23 protein-coding genes are annotated in these 20,936 nt (G+C 69.2%); 12 read left to right on the top strand and 11 right to left on the bottom strand.

Annotated elements, in window-relative coordinates:
- Positions 1–16: 16 nt before the first annotated feature.
- Both WDLP6_RS10260 and rlmB read left to right on the top strand, forming a co-directional pair.
- Positions 17–748 (top strand): ABC transporter ATP-binding protein, encoded by a 732-nt coding sequence (locus WDLP6_RS10260; RefSeq protein ID WP_162592246.1) that lies wholly within the window; start codon positions 17–19, stop codon positions 746–748.
- A 7-nt stretch (positions 749–755) separates the two neighbouring features.
- On the top strand, positions 756–1,502 hold the full coding sequence (rlmB, locus tag WDLP6_RS10265; RefSeq protein ID WP_162566907.1) for a 23S rRNA (guanosine(2251)-2'-O)-methyltransferase RlmB: 747 nt from the start codon (positions 756–758) through the stop codon (positions 1,500–1,502).
- Between the two features lie 19 nt (positions 1,503–1,521).
- On the opposite strand, the gene WDLP6_RS10270 is transcribed toward rlmB, so the two are convergent.
- Positions 1,522–2,409: a LysR family transcriptional regulator gene (locus WDLP6_RS10270; RefSeq protein ID WP_162592247.1), complete on the bottom strand. Its 888-nt coding sequence runs from the start codon at positions 2,407–2,409 to the stop codon at positions 1,522–1,524.
- Positions 2,410–2,478: 69 nt separating this feature from the next.
- On the opposite strand from WDLP6_RS10270, the gene WDLP6_RS10275 reads away from it, so the two are divergent.
- Genes WDLP6_RS10275 through WDLP6_RS35035 form a run of 5 tightly spaced genes read left to right on the top strand, consistent with a single transcriptional unit; the run spans position 2,479 to position 6,369 of the window.
- A complete protein-coding gene (locus WDLP6_RS10275; protein ID WP_232077019.1) occupies positions 2,479–3,384 on the top strand; it encodes an amidohydrolase family protein in 906 nt (301 codons plus the stop codon).
- Positions 3,381–4,205 carry an SDR family NAD(P)-dependent oxidoreductase gene (locus WDLP6_RS10280; RefSeq protein ID WP_162592248.1) on the top strand — a complete coding sequence of 275 codons (825 nt, stop codon included), beginning with the start codon at positions 3,381–3,383 and terminating at the stop codon, positions 4,203–4,205. The genes WDLP6_RS10275 and WDLP6_RS10280 overlap by 4 nt, the downstream gene beginning before the upstream one ends.
- A 32-nt stretch (positions 4,206–4,237) precedes the next feature.
- Positions 4,238–5,224: a Bug family tripartite tricarboxylate transporter substrate binding protein gene (locus tag WDLP6_RS10285; protein WP_162592249.1), complete on the top strand. Its 987-nt coding sequence runs from the start codon at positions 4,238–4,240 to the stop codon at positions 5,222–5,224.
- A complete protein-coding gene (locus WDLP6_RS10290; RefSeq protein ID WP_162592250.1) occupies positions 5,225–5,743 on the top strand; it encodes a carboxymuconolactone decarboxylase family protein in 519 nt (172 codons plus the stop codon).
- A 2-nt stretch (positions 5,744–5,745) separates the two neighbouring features.
- Positions 5,746–6,369 carry a hypothetical protein gene (locus tag WDLP6_RS35035; protein WP_232077020.1) on the top strand — a complete coding sequence of 208 codons (624 nt, stop codon included), beginning with the start codon at positions 5,746–5,748 and terminating at the stop codon, positions 6,367–6,369.
- Here the strand turns inward: WDLP6_RS35035 and WDLP6_RS10300 are convergent.
- From WDLP6_RS10300 to WDLP6_RS10320, 5 genes are all read right to left on the bottom strand, one after another.
- Positions 6,366–6,629 carry a hypothetical protein gene (locus tag WDLP6_RS10300; RefSeq protein WP_162592251.1) on the bottom strand — a complete coding sequence of 88 codons (264 nt, stop codon included), beginning with the start codon at positions 6,627–6,629 and terminating at the stop codon, positions 6,366–6,368. The genes WDLP6_RS35035 and WDLP6_RS10300 overlap by 4 nt on opposite strands.
- A 101-nt stretch (positions 6,630–6,730) precedes the next feature.
- Positions 6,731–7,207 (bottom strand): DUF3237 domain-containing protein, encoded by a 477-nt coding sequence (locus tag WDLP6_RS10305; RefSeq protein ID WP_162592252.1) that lies wholly within the window; start codon positions 7,205–7,207, stop codon positions 6,731–6,733.
- Positions 7,208–7,210: 3 nt separating this feature from the next.
- Positions 7,211–8,176, bottom strand: a complete 966-nt coding sequence (locus WDLP6_RS10310; protein WP_162592253.1) for an aldo/keto reductase — start codon at positions 8,174–8,176, stop codon at positions 7,211–7,213.
- A 24-nt stretch (positions 8,177–8,200) separates the two neighbouring features.
- Entirely contained in the window at positions 8,201–8,800 is a 600-nt protein-coding gene (locus WDLP6_RS10315; protein ID WP_162592254.1) for a chromate transporter, read from the bottom strand.
- Complete coding sequence (locus WDLP6_RS10320; RefSeq protein ID WP_162592255.1) at positions 8,797–9,393, bottom strand: chromate transporter; 597 nt, start codon at positions 9,391–9,393, stop codon at positions 8,797–8,799. Before WDLP6_RS10320 ends, WDLP6_RS10315 begins: the two co-directional genes overlap by 4 nt.
- A 90-nt stretch (positions 9,394–9,483) precedes the next feature.
- Here WDLP6_RS10320 and WDLP6_RS10325 point away from each other — a divergent pair, with 90 nt between their 5' ends.
- Positions 9,484–10,398, top strand: coding sequence for a YihY/virulence factor BrkB family protein (locus WDLP6_RS10325; RefSeq protein WP_162566917.1), 915 nt, complete (start codon positions 9,484–9,486; stop codon positions 10,396–10,398).
- A 22-nt stretch (positions 10,399–10,420) separates the two neighbouring features.
- On the opposite strand, the gene WDLP6_RS10330 is transcribed toward WDLP6_RS10325, so the two are convergent.
- Both WDLP6_RS10330 and WDLP6_RS10335 read right to left on the bottom strand, forming a co-directional pair.
- On the bottom strand, positions 10,421–11,740 hold the full coding sequence (locus tag WDLP6_RS10330; RefSeq protein WP_162592256.1) for a sulfatase family protein: 1,320 nt from the start codon (positions 11,738–11,740) through the stop codon (positions 10,421–10,423).
- A gap of 10 nt (positions 11,741–11,750) precedes the next feature.
- Entirely contained in the window at positions 11,751–12,749 is a 999-nt protein-coding gene (locus WDLP6_RS10335; RefSeq protein WP_162592257.1) for a Bug family tripartite tricarboxylate transporter substrate binding protein, read from the bottom strand.
- A 175-nt stretch (positions 12,750–12,924) separates the two neighbouring features.
- Between WDLP6_RS10335 and pcaQ the strand changes: the two genes are divergently transcribed.
- Both pcaQ and WDLP6_RS10345 read left to right on the top strand, forming a co-directional pair.
- Positions 12,925–13,893 (top strand): pca operon transcription factor PcaQ, encoded by a 969-nt coding sequence (pcaQ, locus tag WDLP6_RS10340; RefSeq protein ID WP_162592258.1) that lies wholly within the window; start codon positions 12,925–12,927, stop codon positions 13,891–13,893.
- Between the two features lie 47 nt (positions 13,894–13,940).
- Positions 13,941–14,309 (top strand): hypothetical protein, encoded by a 369-nt coding sequence (locus WDLP6_RS10345; RefSeq protein WP_162592259.1) that lies wholly within the window; start codon positions 13,941–13,943, stop codon positions 14,307–14,309.
- A gap of 20 nt (positions 14,310–14,329) precedes the next feature.
- Here the strand turns inward: WDLP6_RS10345 and WDLP6_RS10350 are convergent, their stop codons facing one another.
- On the bottom strand, positions 14,330–16,459 hold the full coding sequence (locus WDLP6_RS10350; RefSeq protein WP_162592260.1) for a putative bifunctional diguanylate cyclase/phosphodiesterase: 2,130 nt from the start codon (positions 16,457–16,459) through the stop codon (positions 14,330–14,332).
- A 207-nt stretch (positions 16,460–16,666) separates the two neighbouring features.
- Here WDLP6_RS10350 and WDLP6_RS10355 point away from each other — a divergent pair, with 207 nt between their 5' ends.
- Positions 16,667–16,843 (top strand): hypothetical protein, encoded by a 177-nt coding sequence (locus tag WDLP6_RS10355; protein WP_162592261.1) that lies wholly within the window; start codon positions 16,667–16,669, stop codon positions 16,841–16,843.
- A gap of 31 nt (positions 16,844–16,874) precedes the next feature.
- On the opposite strand, the gene glpK is transcribed toward WDLP6_RS10355, so the two are convergent.
- Both glpK and WDLP6_RS10365 read right to left on the bottom strand, forming a co-directional pair.
- Positions 16,875–18,371: a glycerol kinase GlpK gene (glpK, locus tag WDLP6_RS10360; RefSeq protein ID WP_162592262.1), complete on the bottom strand. Its 1,497-nt coding sequence runs from the start codon at positions 18,369–18,371 to the stop codon at positions 16,875–16,877.
- A 13-nt stretch (positions 18,372–18,384) separates the two neighbouring features.
- Positions 18,385–19,155 (bottom strand): DeoR/GlpR family DNA-binding transcription regulator, encoded by a 771-nt coding sequence (locus WDLP6_RS10365; protein WP_162592263.1) that lies wholly within the window; start codon positions 19,153–19,155, stop codon positions 18,385–18,387.
- 98 nt (positions 19,156–19,253) lie between these two features.
- On the opposite strand from WDLP6_RS10365, the gene glpD reads away from it, so the two are divergent.
- A complete protein-coding gene (gene glpD, locus WDLP6_RS10370) occupies positions 19,254–20,918 on the top strand; it encodes a glycerol-3-phosphate dehydrogenase (protein WP_162592264.1) in 1,665 nt (554 codons plus the stop codon).
- Positions 20,919–20,936 lie beyond the last annotated feature (18 nt).

Genomic DNA, 20,936 nt, shown 5'->3' on the forward strand with positions numbered 1-20,936 from the left:
CAAGCGAAACCTTTCAATGTCCTCACTCCGACCCGATGGCCGATCCGAAGCAATTGTTGCCGTCGAGCACGTTTTCAAGTCGGTCACCGACTCTGCCGGCACGCTGGACATTCTGCAGGACATCGATTTCACCCTCGGCACGCGGGAGACTTGCGCCATCGTCGGCGCCTCCGGCTCGGGCAAGAGCACGCTGCTGTCGATCGTCGCCGGGCTCGACACGCCCACGCGCGGCACGGTGAAACTCGCGGGCGAAGACCTGTTCGCGATCGACGAGGACGAGCGTGCCGCGCTGCGCGCGCGCAAGGTCGGCTTCGTGTTCCAGAGCTTCCAGCTGCTCGGCAACCTGAGCGCGCTCGAGAACGTGATGCTGCCGCTCGAGCTGGCCGACCGCAAGGACGCGCGCAAGGCCGCGACCGAGATGCTCGGCCGCGTCGGCCTCGGCCAGCGCCTGGGCCACTACCCCAAGGTGCTCTCGGGCGGCGAGCAGCAGCGCGTGGCGCTGGCCCGCGCCTTTGTCGTGCAGCCGGCGCTGCTGCTTGCCGACGAGCCCACCGGCAGCCTCGACTTCGCCACCGGCGAGCAGGTGATGAAGCTGATGTTCGACCTGAACCGCGAACTCGGCACCACGCTCGTGCTCGTGACGCACGACCGCGGGATTGCCAGCCGCTGCGAGCGCCGCATCACGATCGATGCAGGCCATGTGAGCCTGGACGAACACGCCGGGGCCGTCCAGGCTGCCGCTCGATAATCCAGGCATGTCTTCTCCCAAAGTGATCTTCGGCTTTCATGCCGTGGGCGTGCGCATCAAGACCGCGCCGAAATCGGTGATCGAGGTGCTGTTCGATGCCAGCCGGCGCGATGCGCGCATGCGGCAGTTCGTCGCGCGGGCGCAGGAAGCCGGCGTGCGGCTGGTCGAGGCCGACGGGCTGCGGCTGTCCAAGCTCAGCGGCAGCCATGGGCACCAGGGCGTTGCCGCGCGCGTCGAGCCGGTTGCGCAGACCCATTCGCTCGACGAATTGCTCGAAGGCCTCGAAGCCGCCGGCACGATGCCGCTGCTGCTGGTGCTCGACGGCGTCACCGATCCGCACAACCTCGGCGCCTGCCTGCGCGTGGCCGACGGCGCCGGCGCCCATGCGGTGATCGCACCCAAGGACCATGCGGCCGGCATCAACGCCACGGTCGCCAAGGTTGCGAGCGGCGCGGCCGAGACGGTGCCTTACTTCATGGTGACCAATCTCGCGCGCACGCTGGGCGAACTCAAGGAACGCAGCATCTGGTGCGTGGGCACCAGCGACGACGCACCCGGCACGCTCTACCAGTGCGACCTGAAGCGGCCCCTCGCGCTGGTGCTGGGCGCCGAGGGCGAAGGCATGCGGCAGCTCACGCGCAAGACCTGCGATGCGCTGATCAGCATTCCGATGGCGGGCGCGGTCGAGAGCCTCAATGTCTCGGTGGCGAGCGGCGTGTGCCTGTACGAGGCCATGCGCCAACGCACGGTCTGAGCACCCGGGCGGCGCGGCCTCAGCTGCCGTAGTGTTCGAGCGCCAGCGCGCGCAGCAGCTGCACCGCCAGCCGGCCGGGCCGCGTCGCCGGCCTGGCTTTCGGCACCGCCAGCACCAGCCGGTTGCGGATGGCCGGCGCGTAGATCGCGGCCGCGTGCAGCGGCTGGTCGTAGGTCCACAGCCGCAACGCGCTGTTCGGCAGCACCGTGTGCGAGACGCCGCGCGCCACCAGCGACAGCACGGTCTGCACGGAGTCGACCTCGGCCACGATCGACAACGGCAGGCCGCGCGGCCGCGTGTAGGTCTCGAGCAGCTGCCGCAGTGCGTTCGGGCCGCTGGGCATCACCAGCGGCAGCGCCGCGACGTCGGCCAATCGCATGCGGCGCGGCAGCGCCTTGGGGCCGATCAGCACCAGCGGCTCGCGTGCCAGCGTTTCCTCCTGCACCTGCGGCGAGTGCGGCGGATCGAACAGCATCGCCATGTCCAGCTTGCCGGCCACCAGCCATTCGCGCAGCCGGATGCTGAGGGCTTCGACCACGCTGATCACGGCATCGGGATAGGCTGCGCGAAAGCGCTCGATCAGGTCGGCGGTCAGCACGTGGGCCACGCGCGGCGGCAGGCCGATGGTGATGCGACCGCGCGGACTCGCCTGGCGCTCGCGCATGTCGGCGCGGGCGCGCTCGGCCAGCTCGAAGATGCCGCGCGCATGCGCGAGCAGGGCGTGCCCGGCGTCGGTCGGCTCGGCGCCGCGGCCGGTGCGCACCAGCAGCGCCTGGCCAACTTCCTGCTCGAGCAGCAGCACCTGCCGGCTCAGCGCCGGCTGTGACATGTGGAGCGCCGCTGCGCCGCGGCTGAAACTGCCGGCCGCGGCGACGGCGGCGAAATAGTGCAGGCGGGCGAGGTCCATGGGTCATGCATCTTACGGATAGCTGATATTGGTGAAAAGCAAGGTGACGGCGCGCTTCGCCACCGCACAATGAAGCCAGCCCCTCACCTGCGCCATGACACGCGCCATCGCATGCAGACCACGCTGACTTACAACCGCCATCCCTCGACGCCCTCGCTGCGCCTGCCGCCCGACGCCTGCGATGCGCATGTCCATGTGTTCGGGCCGGCCGCGCGTTTTCCGTTCGCACCCGAGCGCGGCAGCACGCCGGCCGATGCACCCAAGGAGACGCTGTTCGCGCTGCATCGCCAGCTCGGCATCGCGCGTTGCGTGATCGTGCAGTCGCTGGTCCATGGCTTCGACAACCGCGTGGTGGAAGATGCGATCGCGGCCGGCGGCGGCCGCTACCTGGGCGTCGCACTGGTTCCGCTCGGCATCGACGATGCGGAACTGGCGCGGCTCGCGGCCGAGGGCTTTCGCGGCGTGCGCTTCCATTTCATGTCGCGCGGCGGTGGCGCGTCGGGCGTGGAGGATGTCGTCGCCTTCACGCGGCGGCTCGAGCCGCTCGGCATGCACCTTCAGGTGCACTTCGACGGCGTCCTGATCCACGCGCTGGCCGCGCCGCTCGCGCGCAGCGCGGTGCCGGTGGTGATCGACCACATGGCGCGCGTCGACGCATCGCTCGGCCCGGACCATGCCGACTTCGCGGCCCTGCATGCGCTGATGAAGAACCCGCTGTTCCGCGTCAAGGTCAGCGGCGTGGACCGCATCTCCGGCGAGCGCAGCTACGCCGACGGCGTGGCGCTGGCGCGCATCCTGGTGCGCGATTTTCCCGAGCGCTGTTTCTGGGGCACCGACTGGCCGCATCCGAACCATCATCACGTGCCGGACGATGGCGTGCTGGTCGATCGGCTGGCCGACATCGCGCCCGATGCCGCGCTGCGCGAGCAATTGCTGGTGCGCAATCCGCAAGACTTCTACCGCTTCGACCAATGAGTGCGGCGCTGTTTCAGCCCTCCGCGTGCCGGCTCGACGGCAAGGTCGCGCTCGTCACCGGCGCCGGCTCGGTCGGGCCCGGCTGGGGCAATGGCCGTGCGATCGCGGTGCGCTTCGCGCAAGAGGGCGCGCAGGTCTTCGGCGTGGACCGCGACAGCGATCGCCTCGCCGAGACCGTGGCGCGCGTGGCCGAGGCCGGCGGCGTGCTGGCCACTGCGACGTGCGACGTGACGAACAGCGAATCCGTCGCCGCCGTGGTCCAGGCCTGCATCGCACGCTTCGGCCGCATCGACGTGCTGGTCAACAACGTCGGCGGCTCGGCCCGCGGCGGCCCGGTGGAGATGTCCGAGGCGGTGTGGGACGCGCAGGTCGACCACAACCTCAAGAGCGTGTTCCTCAGCTGCAAGCACGTGCTGCCGCACATGGTCGAACAGGGCGGCGGCGCGATCGTCAATCTGGCATCGACTTCCGGCCTGCGCTGGACCGGCGCGGCACAGATCGCCTATGCGTCGACCAAGGCCGCGGTGATCCAGTTCTCGCGCGTGCTGGCGGTGCAGTACGCAGGGCAGGGCATTCGCGTCAACACCGTGGTACCGGGTCAGCTGCACACGCCGATGGTCGAGTCGCGCCTGGCCGGCCAGCGCGCCGGCGGCGACGTCGAGGCATTGCTGGCGCAGCGGCAGGCGCGCATCCCGCTGCCTTTCATGGGCGATGGCCGCGACAGCGCGGCGGCGGCGCTGTTCCTCGCGTCCGACGAGGCGCGCTTCGTGACCGGCACCGAGATCGTGGTCGATGGCGGAATGTCGGTGCGCTGCGACTGAACGCCGAACCAGACAACAACAAGGAGACTTTCATGAACCACCTGGGGCGCCTGCTGCGCCGGATTTCGCTGGGCCATCTGGCCCTCGCGCTCGCCGCCGCGGCCTGCATGCAGTCGGCGTTCGCGCAGGAAAAGATCACGCGCATCGTGGTCGCGTTTCCGCCCGGCGGCCCGGTCGACTTCGTGGCGCGCGCATTGAGCGAGCAGCTCGGCAAGGCGCTCGGCCAGCAGGTGATCGTCGAGAACAAGGCCGGCGCCAACGGCGCGATCGCGGCCGAGTACGTCTCGCGCGCCGCGCCCGATGCCGAGACGCTCTGGCTCACCAGCGTGGGCGCGGTGGCGATCAATCCCTCGCTCTACGACAAGCTGGCCTACGACCCGGCAAAGGATCTCACGCCGGTCTCGCTGGTGGTGCGCAATGTCGAGGTGCTGGTGGTGGGCGCCGATGCGCCTTACGCGACCGGCGCCGAGTTCGTGGCCGCGGCGAAGCGCAGCAAGCAGCCGTTGACGCTGGCTTCGTCCGGAACCGGCAGCGTGCCGCATCTGGCGATGGAGCTGCTGTCGGATGCCACCGGCACGCCGCTCCTGCACGTGCCGTACAAGGGCGCCGCGCCGGCCATCGCCGACGTGATCGCGGGCCACGTGGACGGCTTCTTCGGCGACATCCCGGGCCTCATCGGCCTGATCCGCGGCGGCAAGCTCAAGCCCATCGGCCTGGCCGCCGGCAAGCGCCATCCGCTGTTGCCGGACGTGAAGACCTTCGAGGAGATGGGCATCCATGGCGTCGATTCGGACAATTGGTATGCGCTGTTCGCCGCCAAGGGCACACCGGCGGCCGCGATCGCGCGCATGAACCAGGCGCTGCGCCGAACGCTCGAGACGCCGTCGGTGATGAAGCGGCTGTCGGAGTCCGGCGCCGAGCCCGCGCCCTCGTCGCCGGCGGAACTGGCCGCGCTGCTCGCCAAGGATTCGGCCAAGTGGTCCGCCGTCGTGCGTGCCAAGAACATCAAGGCGGATTGAATGCGCATCGCACCCATCACCCCCGGCAGCCGGCCCGAACTCGCCGCGCAGGAAGCGCGGATCATGGCCGAGCGCGGCCGCATCTCGCCGCTCTACCAGGTGTTGCTGAACAGCCCGCCGGTGGCGCACGGCTGGGAGCAGATGCTGTCGGCGGTGCGCAACCGCAACAGCCTGCCCGCGCATCTGCGCGAGCTGGTCATCCTGCGCGTGGCCGTGCTCAATCGGGCCGACTACGAATTCGATGCGCATGTGCCGCACGCGCTGGCGGCCGGCGTGCCGCAGGCCACTATCGATGACCTGCGGATGCAGCCGCTGCCGGACGCGATCGCGCTGTCGTGCAACGAGCGGCTGGCGCTGGAACTCACCGATGCGATGACGCGCGACATCGAGGTGCCCGATGCGCTGTTCGAGCGCGTGCGTACCGCTTTCGATGCACAGGCGCTGGTCGACCTGACGGCCACTGTCGCGGCCTACAACATGGTGTCGCGCTTCCTGGTGGCGCTGCACATCGGGCATTGAGCATGCCGACGAATGCCGCGCGGGTCCTGCTGCGCATCCGCACGGCGCGCGACGCCGAGGCGCGCATGGATGCCGACTGCCGCGCCTTCTGCGATGCCGCGCCGCTGCGGCTGGAGCGTGTTGCATGCGCTTCGGCATCGGCAATGGCGTATGTTTATCTGCAGCCGATGCAGGAGGTCGCGACCGGCGATCTTCCGGCGTTGGCCGAGGCCTTTGCCCAGCGCTGCGATTGGGCCGGCGAGGTGCTGGCTTCGCGGCTCGAACCGGTGTTCGACGTGGCCGGCGCGTCGGTGGCCGAGCCGGCCGCCTTTCACTACGTCGTCGAGATGGACCCCGAGGCCGGCTGGATGCCTGAGCTCACGCGCTGGTACGACACCGAGCACATGCCGGGCCTGGCGGCCGTGCCGGGCTGCGTCCGTGCACGGCGCTTCCTCAACCAGGGTCATGGGCCGTTGTCGCTGGCTTGCTATGACCTCGTGTCGGAGGAGACCTTGGGCTCGCCGGCCTGGCTCGCGGTGCGCGCGACCGCATGGAGCGACATCGCGCGACCGCATTTCATGAACACGCGCCGCACCATGTTCCGCGTGCCGCCGCACGCGGCCCGGACGGATTCGAGGACAACCTAGAGATTGGCGAATCCAGTGTCGCCGGTATGGTCGCGCGCGGCCCAGTCGCCGATCCAGTCCCGGGCCTTGCGCTCCAGCGCATCGCAGGCGCTCGCGACATCCGGGAAGTGGCCGGACAAGGCGATGCGGCAGCTGTGGACGCCGTCGCGCCACAGGTCGGCATGGCCGGCGAGCTGGCCCTCGCTGGGCTGTGCCGTGAGGCAGATGCGGATTTCCCAGCCTTCGTGCTCGATCCGCTTGACCTCGTCGTCTTCGTCCATCGTTCCTCCAACCATGTTTTTCGATGCCCGACGGTCGCGGCGCGGACATGCTTGGGTCGGATCGTACCGGCAGCCGAATGCCGCCGCCGGAGAAGTGCTACCTACAGCAAGGTGAAGAAGCGCATCACGACCTGCGCGGGACGCCGCACGCCCGCGCCGACGAACATGCGCTCCCCGATCCAGCGCAGCGAGGGCGACGCCGTCTCGAAGCTCGGGCTGCACCGGAAGTAGATCTGTGCCGGGTCCACCGGTTTCCCGCGCAGCAGCGCCGCCATGACCTCGGGGGGTGCCGCGCGCACGGCGCGGTTGTGGACATAGATCAGATCGCCGGCATCGGTCTCGAGGCCATAGCGCGCGTCGAGTTCCGACAGCGTGTCGGATGCGATCAGCTGGAAGTCAGTGCCGCCCGGCAGCACGCGGGCGCGCCATCCGTTCCCGTGCGCCTGGCCGCCCGTGATGGGGACGAGCCGGCGCAGGCCGCGCGCGCTTTGGCTCAACACCTGCGGCGTGCCGACCTCGACCGTCAGGTCGGCGAAATACGCGAGAGCAGGTGCGGCGAGAGGGTCGAGCCCCGGCACGGCTCAGGTCTTTGTCGTCTCGGCGCTCGCCTTGTCGAGCGCCGCGATGGTGTCGGCATCGAGCTGCAGGCGCGTGGCCGCCGTCAGCTCGTCGAGTTGCTTCACCGAAGAAGCACTCGCGATCGGCGCCGTGATGCCCGGCCGGGCGATCTGCCATGCCAGCGCGACCTGGCCCGGCGTCGCGCCGCGCGCGTTGGCGGCGGCATCGAGCGCGCCGAGGATGCGCAGGCCGCGCTCGTTGAGGTACTTCTTCGTCGTGTTGGCGCCGCGCGCGCTCTTTGCGGCATCGGCCTCGGTGCGGTACTTGCCGGTCAGGAAGCCCGCGGCCAGCGCGTAGAAGTTGATGACGCCGACACCGCGCTCCAGGCACAGCGGCCCCAGCGCATCCTCGAACACCGCGCGGTCGTAGAGGTTGTAGAGCGGCTGCAGGCTCTCGTAGCGCGGCAGGCCGGTGCGCTCGGCCAGGTCGAGCGCCTCGGCCAGGCGCGGCGCCGTGTAGTTGGACGCGCCGATCGCGCGCACCTTGCCGGCCTTGATCAGCTCGGCATAGGCGCCGAGCGTGTCTTCGAGCGGCGTGTCGGCATCGTCGGCGTGCGACTGGTAGAGATCGATGTGGTCGGTCTTCAGCCGCCGCAGCGAGGCCTCGACCTCCTCGCGGATGTAGGCCGGCGAGAGTCCCTTGCGGCCGTCGCCCATCGCCATGCCGACCTTGGTCGCGAGCACCACGCGGTTGCGCTTGCCGGTCTGCCGAAGCCATTTGCCGATGATGGTTTCCGATTCGCCGCCGACATGGCCGGGCACCCAGGCCGAGTAGACGTTGGCGGTATCGACGAAGTTGAAGCCGGCATCGAGCCAGGCATCCAGCAGCCGGAAGGAGAGAGCCTCGTCGACGGTCCATCCGAAGACGTTGCCGCCGAAGGCGAGGGGCGAGACTTGCAGGCCGGAACGGCCGAGGGGGCGAAGCTGCATGGTGATGGGGTTCCTCTCGAAAGATCAGACAAAGCCGATGGCGCCGAGCAGCGCGCCCGCGCCCAGCAGCCAGAGCAGATGGAGCCGGGTGCGCCACACGATGAATGCCGCGACGCCGGTGAGCAGCCACAGATGCCAGGCCGGCGCGCCGCCCGCGCGGTTGCCCGTGGCCAGCACCCAGCCGGTCGCGACCAGCAGGCCGACCACGATCGGCGCCATGCCCTGCTTGAAGGCGCGCACGCCGCGCCGGGTGCGGTTGCGATGGGCCCAGCGGGTCGCGATGTAGGTCAGCGTGGTGCTGGGCACCATGATGCCGATCATCGTGACCGCGAGCCCGAACAGGCCCAGCAGCCAGGCCTGCGGGCCGGCGCCGATGCCGCCGGCGGCATTCAGCCCGACGTTCCAGCCCAGGAGCGCCACGAACAGCACGTTGGGTCCGGGCGCGGCCTGCGCGATCGCGATCGAAGACGTGAACTGGGCGTCCGTGAGCCAGCCGTGCTGGCCGACGAGGTAGCGGTTCATGTCGGGCACGGTGGTGATGGCGCCGCTGATCGACAGCAGCGACAGCAGCATGTACTGCGCGAAAAGCGCGAGCCAGTCCTGCCAGTGCATCACGATCGTCATGGGCCGATCCTTCGCCAGGTCCAGAGGCAGGCCGCGCCGCCCAGCACCAGCAGGATCCAGCCGAGCGGAATGCGCACGATCGCAACCGCCGCGAACACCAAGGCCACCAGCGCCAGGCACACGCCGAAGCCGAGCGGGTGCCGGCGCATGGCCGGCACCAGTTTGACGCCGGTGGCCGCAATCAGGCCGCCCGCCACCGCGCCCATGCCGCGCAGGGCACCCGCGACCTGCGCGTTGTCGGCGTAGTGGCTGTAGAGCACGGCGAGCGCCAGGATCACGCACAGGGGCAGCGTCAGCATGCCGGCCACGGCGGTGACGGCACCGCGTAGTCCGAAGTGGCGGTCGCCGATCATCAGCGCGAGGTTGATCACGTTCGGCCCCGGCAGGACCTGGGCCACGGCCCAGTCCTCGAGGAATTCATCGGGCGTGAGCCAGCGCTTCTTCTCGACGATCTCGCGCTGCACGACGGCCAGCACGCCGCCGAAACCCTGCAGGGCCAGCCAGGTGAACGAAAGGAAGAGGTCGCGCAAGGACTCGGGTCGCGGGCGACTGACGGGCGCTGCTGCCGTGGGGAGGGTGGGAGCCGTCTGCATTGCCGCCGATTATCGCGGCGCCGCGTGACCGGCGACTGCGCGGGGACTCTGCCGACACACGCGGCCTGTGCATGCTGCGACACTCGGGCCATGCAGGCACGCGCACTCTACGATCTCTTCAAACAGGCCCTGTCTTCCTGGAAGGCCGACTATGCGCCGAGCATGGGCGCGGCGCTGGCCTACTACACGGTCTTTTCGGTGGCGCCGCTGCTGCTGATCGTGATCTCGGTGGCCGGCCTCGTGTTCGGCCAGGAAGCGGCGCGCGGCGAGATCATCACGCAGCTGTCGGGCCTGATGGGCGAGCAGGGCGCGCGGGCGGTGCAGGGCATGCTCGAGGCCGTCAACAAGCCGCGGGAGGGCATCGTCGCGACGGTCGTCGGCATCGGCCTCCTGCTGCTCGGCGCGACCACGGTGTTCGGTGAACTGCAGGATGCGCTCGACCGCATCTGGCGCGCCCCGGCGCGCGACGAAGGCAAGAGCCTCTTCAACGTGCTGCGCGTGCGCCTCCTGTCCTTCAGCATGATCATGGGCATCGGCTTCCTGCTGATGGTGTCGCTGGTGGCGAGCGCGGCGCTGGCGGCGCTCGGCAAGTGGTGGGCGCCGATCTTCGGCGGCTGGGCGATGCTGGCGCAGGCGGTCAACTTCGTCTTCAGCTTCGGCATGGTCACCGTGGGCTTCGCGATGATCTACAAGATCATGCCGCGCGTGCGGGTGCAGTGGCGCGACGTCTGGGTCGGCGCCGCAGTGACGGCGCTGCTGTTCGCGATCGGCAAGCACCTGATCGGCCTCTACATCGGCAAGAGCAGCGTCGCCTCGGGCTACGGCGCGGCGGGCTCGCTGGTGGTGGTGCTGGTGTGGGTCTACTACTCGGCGCAGATCTTCCTGCTGGGCGCCGAGTTCACCTGGGTCTATGCGCACAGCTACGGCTCGCTCAGGCACACCGAGCGGCCCGAGGCGGCGTCGACGCCGACCCGCGGCGAGCCGCCCGCGAGGCCGGCCGCCTGAGCGCCGCGCGGCCGGACAACGCTCAGCGCTGCGGCATGTCCTTGGTCGAATAGCCCAGGCTCACGGTGGCATCGTCAGGGATCGCGGGCATGGTCGCATTCCAGTCCTGCCAGGCCTGGCGCATCGCAGCCAGCCGCTCCGGATGCTTCTTGCCCAGGTTGGCGCGCTCGCGCTCGTCGCCCGGGATGTTGAACAGGTACTCGTTGCCGTCCACCTGCAGGTACTTCCAGTCGCCCTCGCGCAGCGCGCGCTGCCCGCGGTGGTTCATGCGCCAGTGCAGCGGGCGCGCGAAACGCTTCGTCGCATCGCGCAGCACCGGCATCAGCGACACGCCGTCCAGCGGATAGCCCGCATCGGGCGCCACCCCCGCCGCATCCAGCAGCGTGGCCGACCAGTCCATCGTCATGCAGAGCTGCGCGCTCTGGCCGCCGCGTGCGATCACCTGGGGCCAGTGCGCGATCCACGGCACGCGGATGCCGCCCTCGGTCAGGTCCATCTTGCCGCCCACCAGCGGCCAGTTGTCCGAGAAGCGCTCGCCGCCGTTGTCGCTGGTGAAGACCACCAGCGTGTCTTCGGCGATACCGTGCTTCTGGAGCGCTGCCATGATCCAGCCGATGCCCTCGTCCATGTGATGGATCATGCGCCGGTAGGTATGGATGTTGCCCCCGGCCAGGTCGAACAGGTTGTCCTTGATGGCCGGCGCCTTGGCCGCATCCTCGCGCGTCTCCCACGGCCAGTGCGGTGCGGTGTAGTGCAGGCTCAGGAAGAAGGGGGCTTGCTGCTGCGCCATGCGCTCGACGTAGTCCACCGCGCGGCGCGATAGCAGGTCGGTGAGGTAGCCGTCTTCCTGCTTGTCCTCCTCGCCGGACCACAGGTCGTGGCGGCCGGAAGAATCGCAGTGGGTGAAGTAATCCACGCCGCCCGACATCGGGCCGAAGAACTCCTCGTAGCCCGAGCGCAAGGGGCCGAAGGCCGGCGGAAAGCCCAGGTGCCACTTGCCGATGAGGGCGGTGCGGTAGCCCGCGTCGCGCAGCAGCGAGGGCAGGGTGGGATGCGCAGGCGGCAGGCCCAGCGACGTGCTGCCGCGGCTCTTGCTGTTGATCGGCTCCTCGGCCGCGCCGCGCAGGCGGTACTGGTAGCGCGCGGTCATGAGGGCGAAGCGCGTGGGCGAGCACACGGGCGAATTGGCATAGCCCTGCGTGAACTGGATGCCGTTGGCGGCCAGGCCGTCGAGCACGGGGGAGACGGGGCCGAAGGCCGCATCGCGGCCGCCGTAGCAGCCCAGGTCCGCGAAGCCGAGGTCGTCGGCCACGATGAAGATCAGGTTGGGACGCTGAGACATGAGGCGCGACTCAATCGGCTTTCATGCCGGTGGATTTGACGATCTTCCCATAGCGCACGCTGTTGGCCGCGAGACGGTCGGATGCGGCCTGCCCGGTCTCGCCGAGCGCCACCATGTCGAGGCTCGCCAGGCGGCTCTTGAGTTCCGGCGTCGCCAGCGCCGTCTGCAGGGCGCGGCGCAATGTCTCGACCACCGGCTCGGGCGTCGCGGCCGGCACCATCGCCATGTAGAGCACTTCGAACTCGAGGTTCTTGAGACCGAGTTCGCCGACCGTGGGCACGTCGGGCAGCAGCGGCGATCGCTGGCTGCCGGTGACGGCCAGCGGCTTCGCCTTGCCGCTCTGCACCTGCGGAAACAACCCCGGCGTGGCGAGGATGCCCGCCTGCACTTCGTTCGACAGCAAGGCCAGCACGGCCGGCGCGTTGCCCTTGTAGGGCACGTGCGTGATCTTGGCGCCGGTCGCCTGCGCGAAGATCTCTGCCGCGATGTGGCCGGGGCTGCCGTTGCCGGCGGAGGCGAAGGTGACATCCTGCGTCTTGGCGCGGGCCACGAAGTCCGGCAGCGTCTTGACGCCGAGCGAAGGATTGACGCCGAAGGTCAGGCCCGAGGAGCTGAAGATCATCAGCGGCTTCAGGTCCTTCGGGGCGAAGGGCATGGACGCATAGAGGTGCGGATTGATGGTGACGGTGGTGTCGATGGTCAGCAGCACCGTGTAGCCGTCGGCCGGGCTCTTGGCGACGGCGTCCGCGCCGATGTTGCCGCCGGCGCCGGGACGATTTTCGACGACGAAGGGCTGCTTGAGTTCCTTGTTCAGCGGTACGGCCAGCGCGCGCCCAAGGATGTCGAGCGGACCGCCCGGCGGGAAGTTGGTGATGAACTTGACCGGCTTCGAGGGATAGGCGGCGTCGGCGCGGGCCGCGCCGGCGCCCAGGCTGCCGACGATGAAGGCCGCGCAGGCCAGCAGGCTGAAGAGGCGCTGGGGGCCGCGCAGGGAAGAGGGATGGGTCATGCGGGAGTCTCCGGGATCGATGGCCTGCCATGGCGAACGGGCGTCGTCGCGGCGACGTGCAGGCCACGGCACTTTAGAAGCTCGGCGGTGACGGCACAACTGAAAGCTGTTCTGCCTGCTATTCCTGCTTGTTATATTTGAAATCCTCATTCCAAGGGCCACGGATTTTCCAGCCATGAACTTTGCTCGCCTCAAGCTGCGCCATCTGCAGTGCCTCGCCATGGTGGCGCAGGAACGCAATCTGGTCCGCGCAGCCAAGGCGATGGCGCTCACGCAGCCCGCGGTCTCCAAGACCATCGCCGAGCTCGAGGACATCGTGGGCCGCCGGCTCCTGGTGCGGCGGCGCCGCGGCGTCGATCTGACGCCGGCCGGCGAGGTGCTGGTCCAGCATGCGGTGGCCACCTTGCGCGGGCTGCGCGAAGGATTGTCGCTGGCGCTGGACCAGCCGGAGGTCGATCAGATCCAGGTCGCGGTCGGTGCCTTGCCGAACATGGCGGCGGGCTTGCTGCCGGCGGCCGTCGCGTCGCTGACCGCATCGGAGCCCGCGCTGCGCGTGCGCGTCGTCAGCGGAACCAATGCGCAATTGATGACGCAGCTGCGGCAGGGCGAGATCGACCTCGTGCTCGGCCGGCTCGCGCAGGCTTCGGCCATGGTCGACCTGGCCTTCGAGCAGCTCTACAGCGAACCGCTGCTGCTGGTTGCGCGCCCCGCGCATCCGCTCGCCGCACTGCGCCGTCCGGCGCTCGATGCGCTGGCGGATTTTCCGCTGGTGGTGCCGGTCCACGGCACGCTCATCCGCGATACCACCGACGCCTTCCTGCTCGCGCGCGGCACGGCGCCGCCCCGGTGCGTCATCGAGGCCACCGACACCAGCTTCGTGCTGGGCCTGCTCCAGCGGACCGACGCCATCTGGTTCGCGCCCCAGGGCGCCGTCGATGCCGCACTGGCGCGCGGCGAGTTGTGCCGCCTGGCTTTCGATACCGCCAGCACGGAAGGTCCGGTCGGACTGACGACGCGCCGCGCCAGCGAACTCGGCGAAGGCGCGCGCCGGCTGATGGAGGCGGTGCATGGCGTGTTGCGCCAGTCCGCGCGGCCGGCCGCATCCGACCGGCCGAAAGCGCCGCGGCGTCCGCGCGCGCACTGAAGCGGGTCCGGATCCCCGGCATACTCGATCTTCGCCGCCCGAATGCCATGCCCGGAAAATTCTCGACCCCGCACAGCCGCCTTCGACTCGCCGGCGTCATCGTCCTGCTCGTGGGTCTGCTGGCCGCGCTGTGCGTCCATATCTCGGCCGCGGACTCGCCCGACACGAAGGTCGGCGGCTACCGGATCGTGAACGGGCATGCCTATGCCGTGCCGTTCGACAGCTCGTCCGGCGAAGAACAGCAACTGGAACGCCTGGGCGGGAAGGCGGCGGTGTGGACCTATCGCTTCGATCGCTGGCTTGCGTCGCTCTGGCATGGGGAGCGCCTGGCCTGCACGCTGGCCGCGCTCTCCGCGATCACCATGCTCGCGTGTTTTCATGTCGCCGGCCTGATGGCCGTCGACCCTGACGCATAGGCGCCGGGCTGCCGCTCGCTTCAGCGCGCCGGCGCCAGCACGGGCTGGCGCGATTCCCTCGCCGCGAGCGCCCAGCGCGCCAGTTCGTCCGCCGGCATCGGCCGTGCGAAGAAATAGCCCTGGAACTCGTCGCAGCCCAGGCGCATGAGGATGTCGTGCTGGCCCTGGGTTTCGACGCCCTCGGCCACCACGGTGAGACTGAGCGCATGTGCCAGCCGGATCACTGCTTCGACCACGGCGCGCGCGTCTTCTTTCGTTTCCAGTTCCTGCACGAAGCTGCCGTCGATCTTGAGCTGCCGGGCCGGCAACTGCCGCAGATGGCTCAGGCTCGAATAGCCGGTGCCGAAATCGTCGATCGACAGGTACACGCCGATGAGCGACAGGCCCTCGAAGGTGCGCTTGGTGGCCGTGATGTCCTCCATCGCCACCGATTCGGTGATCTCGCACAAGAGCTGCGAGCGCAGCACGTCGTGCCGCCGCAGTGCCTCTTCCACCTTGTCGGCCAGGCCGCCTTCGCGCAGCTGCAGCGCCGACAGATTGATCGCCACCCGCATGTGCAGGCCCTGCTTGCTCCATGCGGCCACCTGCCGGCACGCTTCGTCGATGATCCAGTCGCCCAGGCGCACGATGAGGCCGAAGCGCTCCGTCAGGTTGATGAACTCCGCCGGACCGACCAGCCCGCGCTGCGGATGGTTCCAGCGCACCAGTGCCTCCACACCGCTGATCTGGTTGCGGCGCGCGTCGATCTTCGGTTGATAGTAGAGCTCGAACTGGTTGCGCTCGATCGCTACCCGCAGGTCGCTCAGGAGCTGGAGCTGGCCCGCGACGTCGACGCCCATCGACGACTCGAAGACGGCGTAGTTGCCGCCGCCGCCGCGCTTGGCCTGGCGCATGGCCGCGTCGGCATTGGCGACCAGCTTGCCCGGTTCTCCCTGGTCCGGATGGATCACGATGCCGATCGAGCACGCGATCTGCAACTGCTTGCCCGCGAGCTCGAAGGGCTGGGCCAGAGCCCGCAGAATGCGCTTGGCCATCTGCACGCAATCGGCAGTGTCCAGCACGCCTTCGAGCAGGACCAGGAATTCGTCGGCGCCGACGCGCGCCACCGTGTCGCTGGCGCGTGCTTCGCGGCTCAGCCGGTCGGCCGTCGCGCGCAGGACCAGGTCGCCTGCAGCATGGCCGAAGGAATCGTTGATGGGCTTGAAGCCGTCGAGGTCCACGAACAGCACGGCGATCCGTTCCACGATCTGCACGTTGTTGGCGCGATTGATCCGCGTCAGTGCATGGCCGAGCCGATCCTCGAACAGCACGCGATTGGCCAGGCCGGTCAATGGGTCGCCGAGGGCGTGCTGCTGCAGCTCCTGGTTGGCGGATTGCAGCTGCGCGTTCGACTCCTGCAGCGAGCGCGTCAGCCGCATCGCGACGACCTGCAGCCGGGACTCCAGGATCGACGCATAGAGGATGCCGAGCAGCAGCACGCCGGTTCCCACGGCGACGACGGCCGCCAGCCCCTTGCCGTGGATGCCGTCGATGCTCAGGCACACCGAATCTGCCGGAAATTTGGCAGCGTCCATGCCGGTGAAGTGCATCGCGCAGACGGTGGCGGCCATCGTCAGCGCCGCAAGCAGATGGATGGACGGCCGCGGCAACTCGCGCATCTGCATCAGCCGGTGGAAGAGGGTCAGGATCACCGCCGAGGCACCCACGGCGATCAGCAGGGACAGGGCCACGGTCGGCATGTGCCAGGCGATGCCGGGCTTCATGTCCAGCGCGGCCATGCCGATGTAGTGCATGCCGCCGAGGCCCGCGCCCACGACCAGCGCGCCGGGCGCGATCAGGGCGTCACCGGGCCGGCTGGCGATCCAGAGCGCGATGCCGGCCGCCGCCATCGCCGAGGCCCAGGACAGCGCCGTCATCGCTGCCGCCAAGCCCAGCGGGATGGGCAGCGAGAAGCCGAGCAGGCCGACGAACTGCATCGCCCAGATGCCGGTTCCCAGCACGAACGAGCCGGCCGCCCACCATGGAAGATTCAGCTCGCCCGAGGACGTCCTGGCGCGGCGCGCCAGATCGAGCGCGACGTAGAAAGTCAGGCTCGCGATGACCACCGAAGCCGCGATGAACCACAGGTCGTAGTGAGGGGTAAGAAGCATCGGCTCGGGGGTCACCAGGGGGAGTATCGTCGCAAGCGTCGAATTGTGAGGTGTGTTTCACGTTGTCGAAACGCACAGGAACACGCCGAGTACGAAGGAAGTTTTCGTGCGGTAACTATCACGGCTGCACCTTCGAGTATCGGCAGACTTTGCCGCAAATGTAGGCCGCGCGCCGGGGATTTCGTGCCCGAGGTGCGCAGGTTTCCGATGCAAATGCGTCAACCTGCACGTTGCAGGTCCAAGCCCGGCGACACCGTCAGCATCCCGCTCCGGCACATCGGCCATCCTGATCGTGGCGCGTGGGGCGAACCACGCGGGCAGACCTCGCTGCCGGCCAGCTACCACAGCGGCCTCGATGCGGTGATCGCGGCCAACTGGCATTGAGCGCGCGTGGCCTGCTGCGGCGCTGGTCTTCTCAGGCCAGCGTCGCCCGGCGCACCGCCAATTCCCATTGCGCCATCGCCTCGTCGGCCTTCGCGCGGCTCATCGTCGGCATGAAGCGCCGCTCGACGCGCCACAGCTTCGACAGCTGGGCTGCATCGCCGTACACGCCGGTCGACAGCCCCGCGAGGTAGGCCGCACCCAGCGCCGTGGTCTCGGTCACCTCGGGCCGCACCACGGGAATCCCGAGCAGGTCGGCCTGGAACTGCATCAGCAGATCGTTGACGGCCGCGCCGCCGTCGACACGCAGCTCGGCCACCGGCGCGCCACCCGCGGCGACGGCATCGCGGCTCATCGCCTGCAGCAGTGCGGCGCTCTGGTAGGCGATGCTTTCCAGCGCGGCGCGCGCGATGTGGGCGAGCGTCGTGCCGCGCGTCAGGCCGGTGATGGTGCCGCGCGCGTCGGCGTTCCAATAGGGCGCGCCGAGGCCGGTGAAGGCGGGCACCATCATCACGCCGCCCGCATCGGGCACGCTCTCGGCCAGCGACTGCACCTGCGCGCTGCCCTGGATCGCCTTGAGGCCGTCGCGCAGCCATTGCACCACCGCGCCGCCGACGAACACGCTGCCTTCCATCGCGTACTGCGGCTGCGCGTCGGTCTGCGCGGCACTGGTCACGAGCAGGCCGTTCTGCGAAGGCTGGAAGGCCGCACCCGTGTGCATCAGCAAAAAGCAGCCGGTGCCGTAGGTGTTCTTGGCCATGCCGGCCTCGAAGCAGGCCTGGCCGAAGAGGGCGCTCTGCTGGTCGCCCGCGACACCGCCGATGGGCAGGGCACGGCCGTCGAACAGATGCGCATCGGTGTCGGCGAAGTGCGCGCTCGAAGGCTTGACCTGCGGCATCAGCGAGGCGGGAATGTCGAGCGCCTTCATGAGCGCGGCGTCCCACTGGTTGTCGTGCACGTTGAACAGCATCGTGCGCGAGGCGTTGCTCACGTCGGTGACGTGCACCTTGCCACCGGTGAGCTGCCAGATGAGCCAGCTGTCGATGGTGCCGAAGGCCAGCTCGCCGCGGTCGGCCGCGGCGCGCGCGCCGGGCACGTGGTCGAGCAGCCAGCGCAGCTTGGTGGCCGAGAAGTAGGCGTCGATCACGAGACCGGTCTTCTCGCGGATGGTGTCGGTCATGCCGTCCTCGCGCAGCCGCGCGCACAGCGGCTCGGCACGGCGGTCCTGCCAGACGATGGCGTGATGCACCGGATGGCCGGTCTTGCGGTTCCACAGCACCGTGGTCTCGCGCTGGTTGGTGATGCCGATGGCGTGGATGTCGCTCGGCTTCAGCGCGGCCTTGGCGAGCACCTCGCGCGCGGTCGCGAGCTGGCGGGTCCAGATCTCCATCGGATCGTGCTCGACCCAGCCGGGCTGCGGATAGATCTGCGTGAGTTCCTTCTGCGCGATGGCGACGATGCGGCCCTCGCGGTCGAAGACGATGCTGCGGGAGCTCGACGTGCCCTGGTCGAGGGCGAGCAGGTAGGTCATGACGAAAAGTCCTTCAGGGTTCGCGAGCAATGTCGCAGCGCACCTGCGCCTCTTCCAGCAACGCGGGAAAAGGCGGCGGCGGCTCCGCGTCGGTGAACAGGCGGTCGATCTGCGACAGCTTCGCCACCTCGATCATCGCTGGCCGGTTGAACTTGCTGGCATCGGCCGCGAGCCAGACCTCGCGCGCCTGCGCGATGATGGTCTGCGCCACCTTCACCTCGCGCAGGTCGAAGTCGCGCAGCGTGCCGTCGGCCTCGATGCTCGACACGCCGATGAGCGCGATGTCGACCTTGAACTGGCGGATGAAATCCACCGTCGCCTCGCCCACGATGGCGCGGTCGCGCAGCCGCACCGAGCCGCCGGCCACGATCACCTCGCAGGCCGGGTTGCCGCTCAGGAGGGTCGCTACGTTGAGATTGTTGGTGATCACGCGCAGGCCGGTGTGGCGCAGCAGCGCCTTGGCGATCGCCTCGGTCGTGGTGCCGATGTTGAGGATCAGCGAGCAATCGTTCGGCACCTGCGCCGCCACCGCGCGCGCGATGCGCGCCTTGCCTTCGGCATGCAGCGTCTCGCGCTGCTGGTAGCCGATGTTCTCGATGGTCGAACTGGGCATGCGCACGCCGCCGTGGAAGCGCGTCAGATGGCCCTCGTCGGCGAGCCGTTGCACGTCGCGGCGCACGGTCTGCAGCGTGACGCCGAGCATCTCGGCCAGTTGCTCGACCGTGACCGAACCACGCGCGCGGACGGTATCGAGCAGCTTGATCTGGCGGGGATTGGAGTTCATCGAGAGGGGACGGCCGGGCGCTTGCTCACTTTAGAACGAAAAGAAACGAATGGACTCAAGGGAAAACACGAAGGAAAATCGCGCCTTAAGGAATCAAGATGAGCGAATACGAAAATTATTCGAGCGCAAAGGGCCATCCAGCTCGCAGGCCCACCCACCTTCACCTCGTGAGCGCCAACCCTCCCTCCCCATCCGCCGGCGTGACCGATTGCGATGTGCTCATCGTCGGCGGCGGCATCAACGGCTGCGGCATCGCGCGCGATCTCGCGGGCCGCGGCTGGCGCGTCGTGCTGTGCGAGAGGGACGACCTGGCCGCGCACACATCGTCGTCTTCCACCAAGCTGATCCATGGCGGGCTGCGCTATCTCGAGTACTACGAATTCTCGCTGGTGCGCAAGGCACTGCAGGAGCGCGAGGTGCTGCTGCGCAGTGCGCCGCACATCATGGCGCCGCTGCGTTTCGTGATGCCGCACGATCCGTCGATGCGGCCGGCCTGGATGGTGCGCATCGGTCTCTTCATGTACGACCATCTCGCCAGGCGCGAAGTCCTTCCCGGCTCGCGCTCGGTCAACCTGCGCCGCCATGCGGCGGGCGCGCCGCTCAAGTCGCAGTTCAAGCGCGGCTTCATCTATTCCGACGGCTGGGTCGACGATGCGCGGCTGGTGGTGCTCAATGCGCTCGATGCGCGCGCGCGCGGCGCCGAGGTGCTGACCCGCACGCGCTGCGTCAGCGCGCGGCGCGATGCCCGGGGCTGGACCGCCGAGCTCGAAGGGCCCGCCGGCCGGCGCATGGTGCGCGCGCGGGCCGTGGTCAATGCCGCGGGGCCATGGGCCGAATCCTTCCTGCGCGGCGTGGCGCGTCCGGCCGAGGGCGAGGCGCTCGCGACGCGGCATCTGCGCCTCGTCAAAGGCAGCCACATCGTGGTGCCGCGCCTGTTCACGCACGACCACGCCTACATCTTCCAGAACCCCGACAAGCGGATCATCTTCGCCATTCCCTACCAGGACGACTTCACGCTCATCGGCACCACCGACGTCGAGCTGCACGGCGACGATCCGGGCGCGGCCCGCATCGCCGATGACGAGATCGACTACCTGTGCACGCAGGCCAGCCGCTATTTCGAAAAACCCGTTCGGCCGTCCGACGTGGTCTGGACCTACTCCGGCGTGCGCCCCCTGCTCGACGACGATTCGGGCGACCCGTCGGCCGTGACGCGCGACTACATGCTCGAGTCGAACACCACGGCGGCGCCGCTGCTGTCGGTCTGGGGCGGCAAGATCACCACCTTCCGCAAGCTGGCGGAGGATGCGTCCGACGAGATCGGCAGGATGCTCGGCGAGTCGCGCCCCGCGTGGACCCATGGCGCCTTCATGGCCGGCGGCGATCTCTCGGGCTGGATCGGCGCCCGCACGCAGGGTTCGCGGCCCGGCGACGAGTTCGCGCGTTTCGTGGAAGCGGTGCGCGCCCGGTATCCGTGGCTCGATGCCGCGCTCGCGCAGCGGCTCGCGCGGGCCTACGGCGCGCGCATCTCGGAAGTGATCGGCGACGCGCGATCGATGGCCGACATGGGCGCGGCCGTCGCGCCCGGGCTTCACGAGCGCGAACTGCACTATCTGCAGGACCAGGAATGGGCCGTGAGCGGGGAGGACGTGCTCTGGCGCCGATCGAAGCTCGGGCTGCACATCACGCCGGCACAGCGCGATCAGGTGAGCGCCTGGATGCAGGTCCATGGGGCGGCCCGGGCAGCGCAGATCGCCCACTGATGCGCGCGTGGCGCTGCG

Origin of the sequence: Variovorax sp. PBL-E5 (assembly GCF_901827185.1) — a bacterium.
Taxonomy (GTDB): domain Bacteria; phylum Pseudomonadota; class Gammaproteobacteria; order Burkholderiales; family Burkholderiaceae_C; genus Variovorax.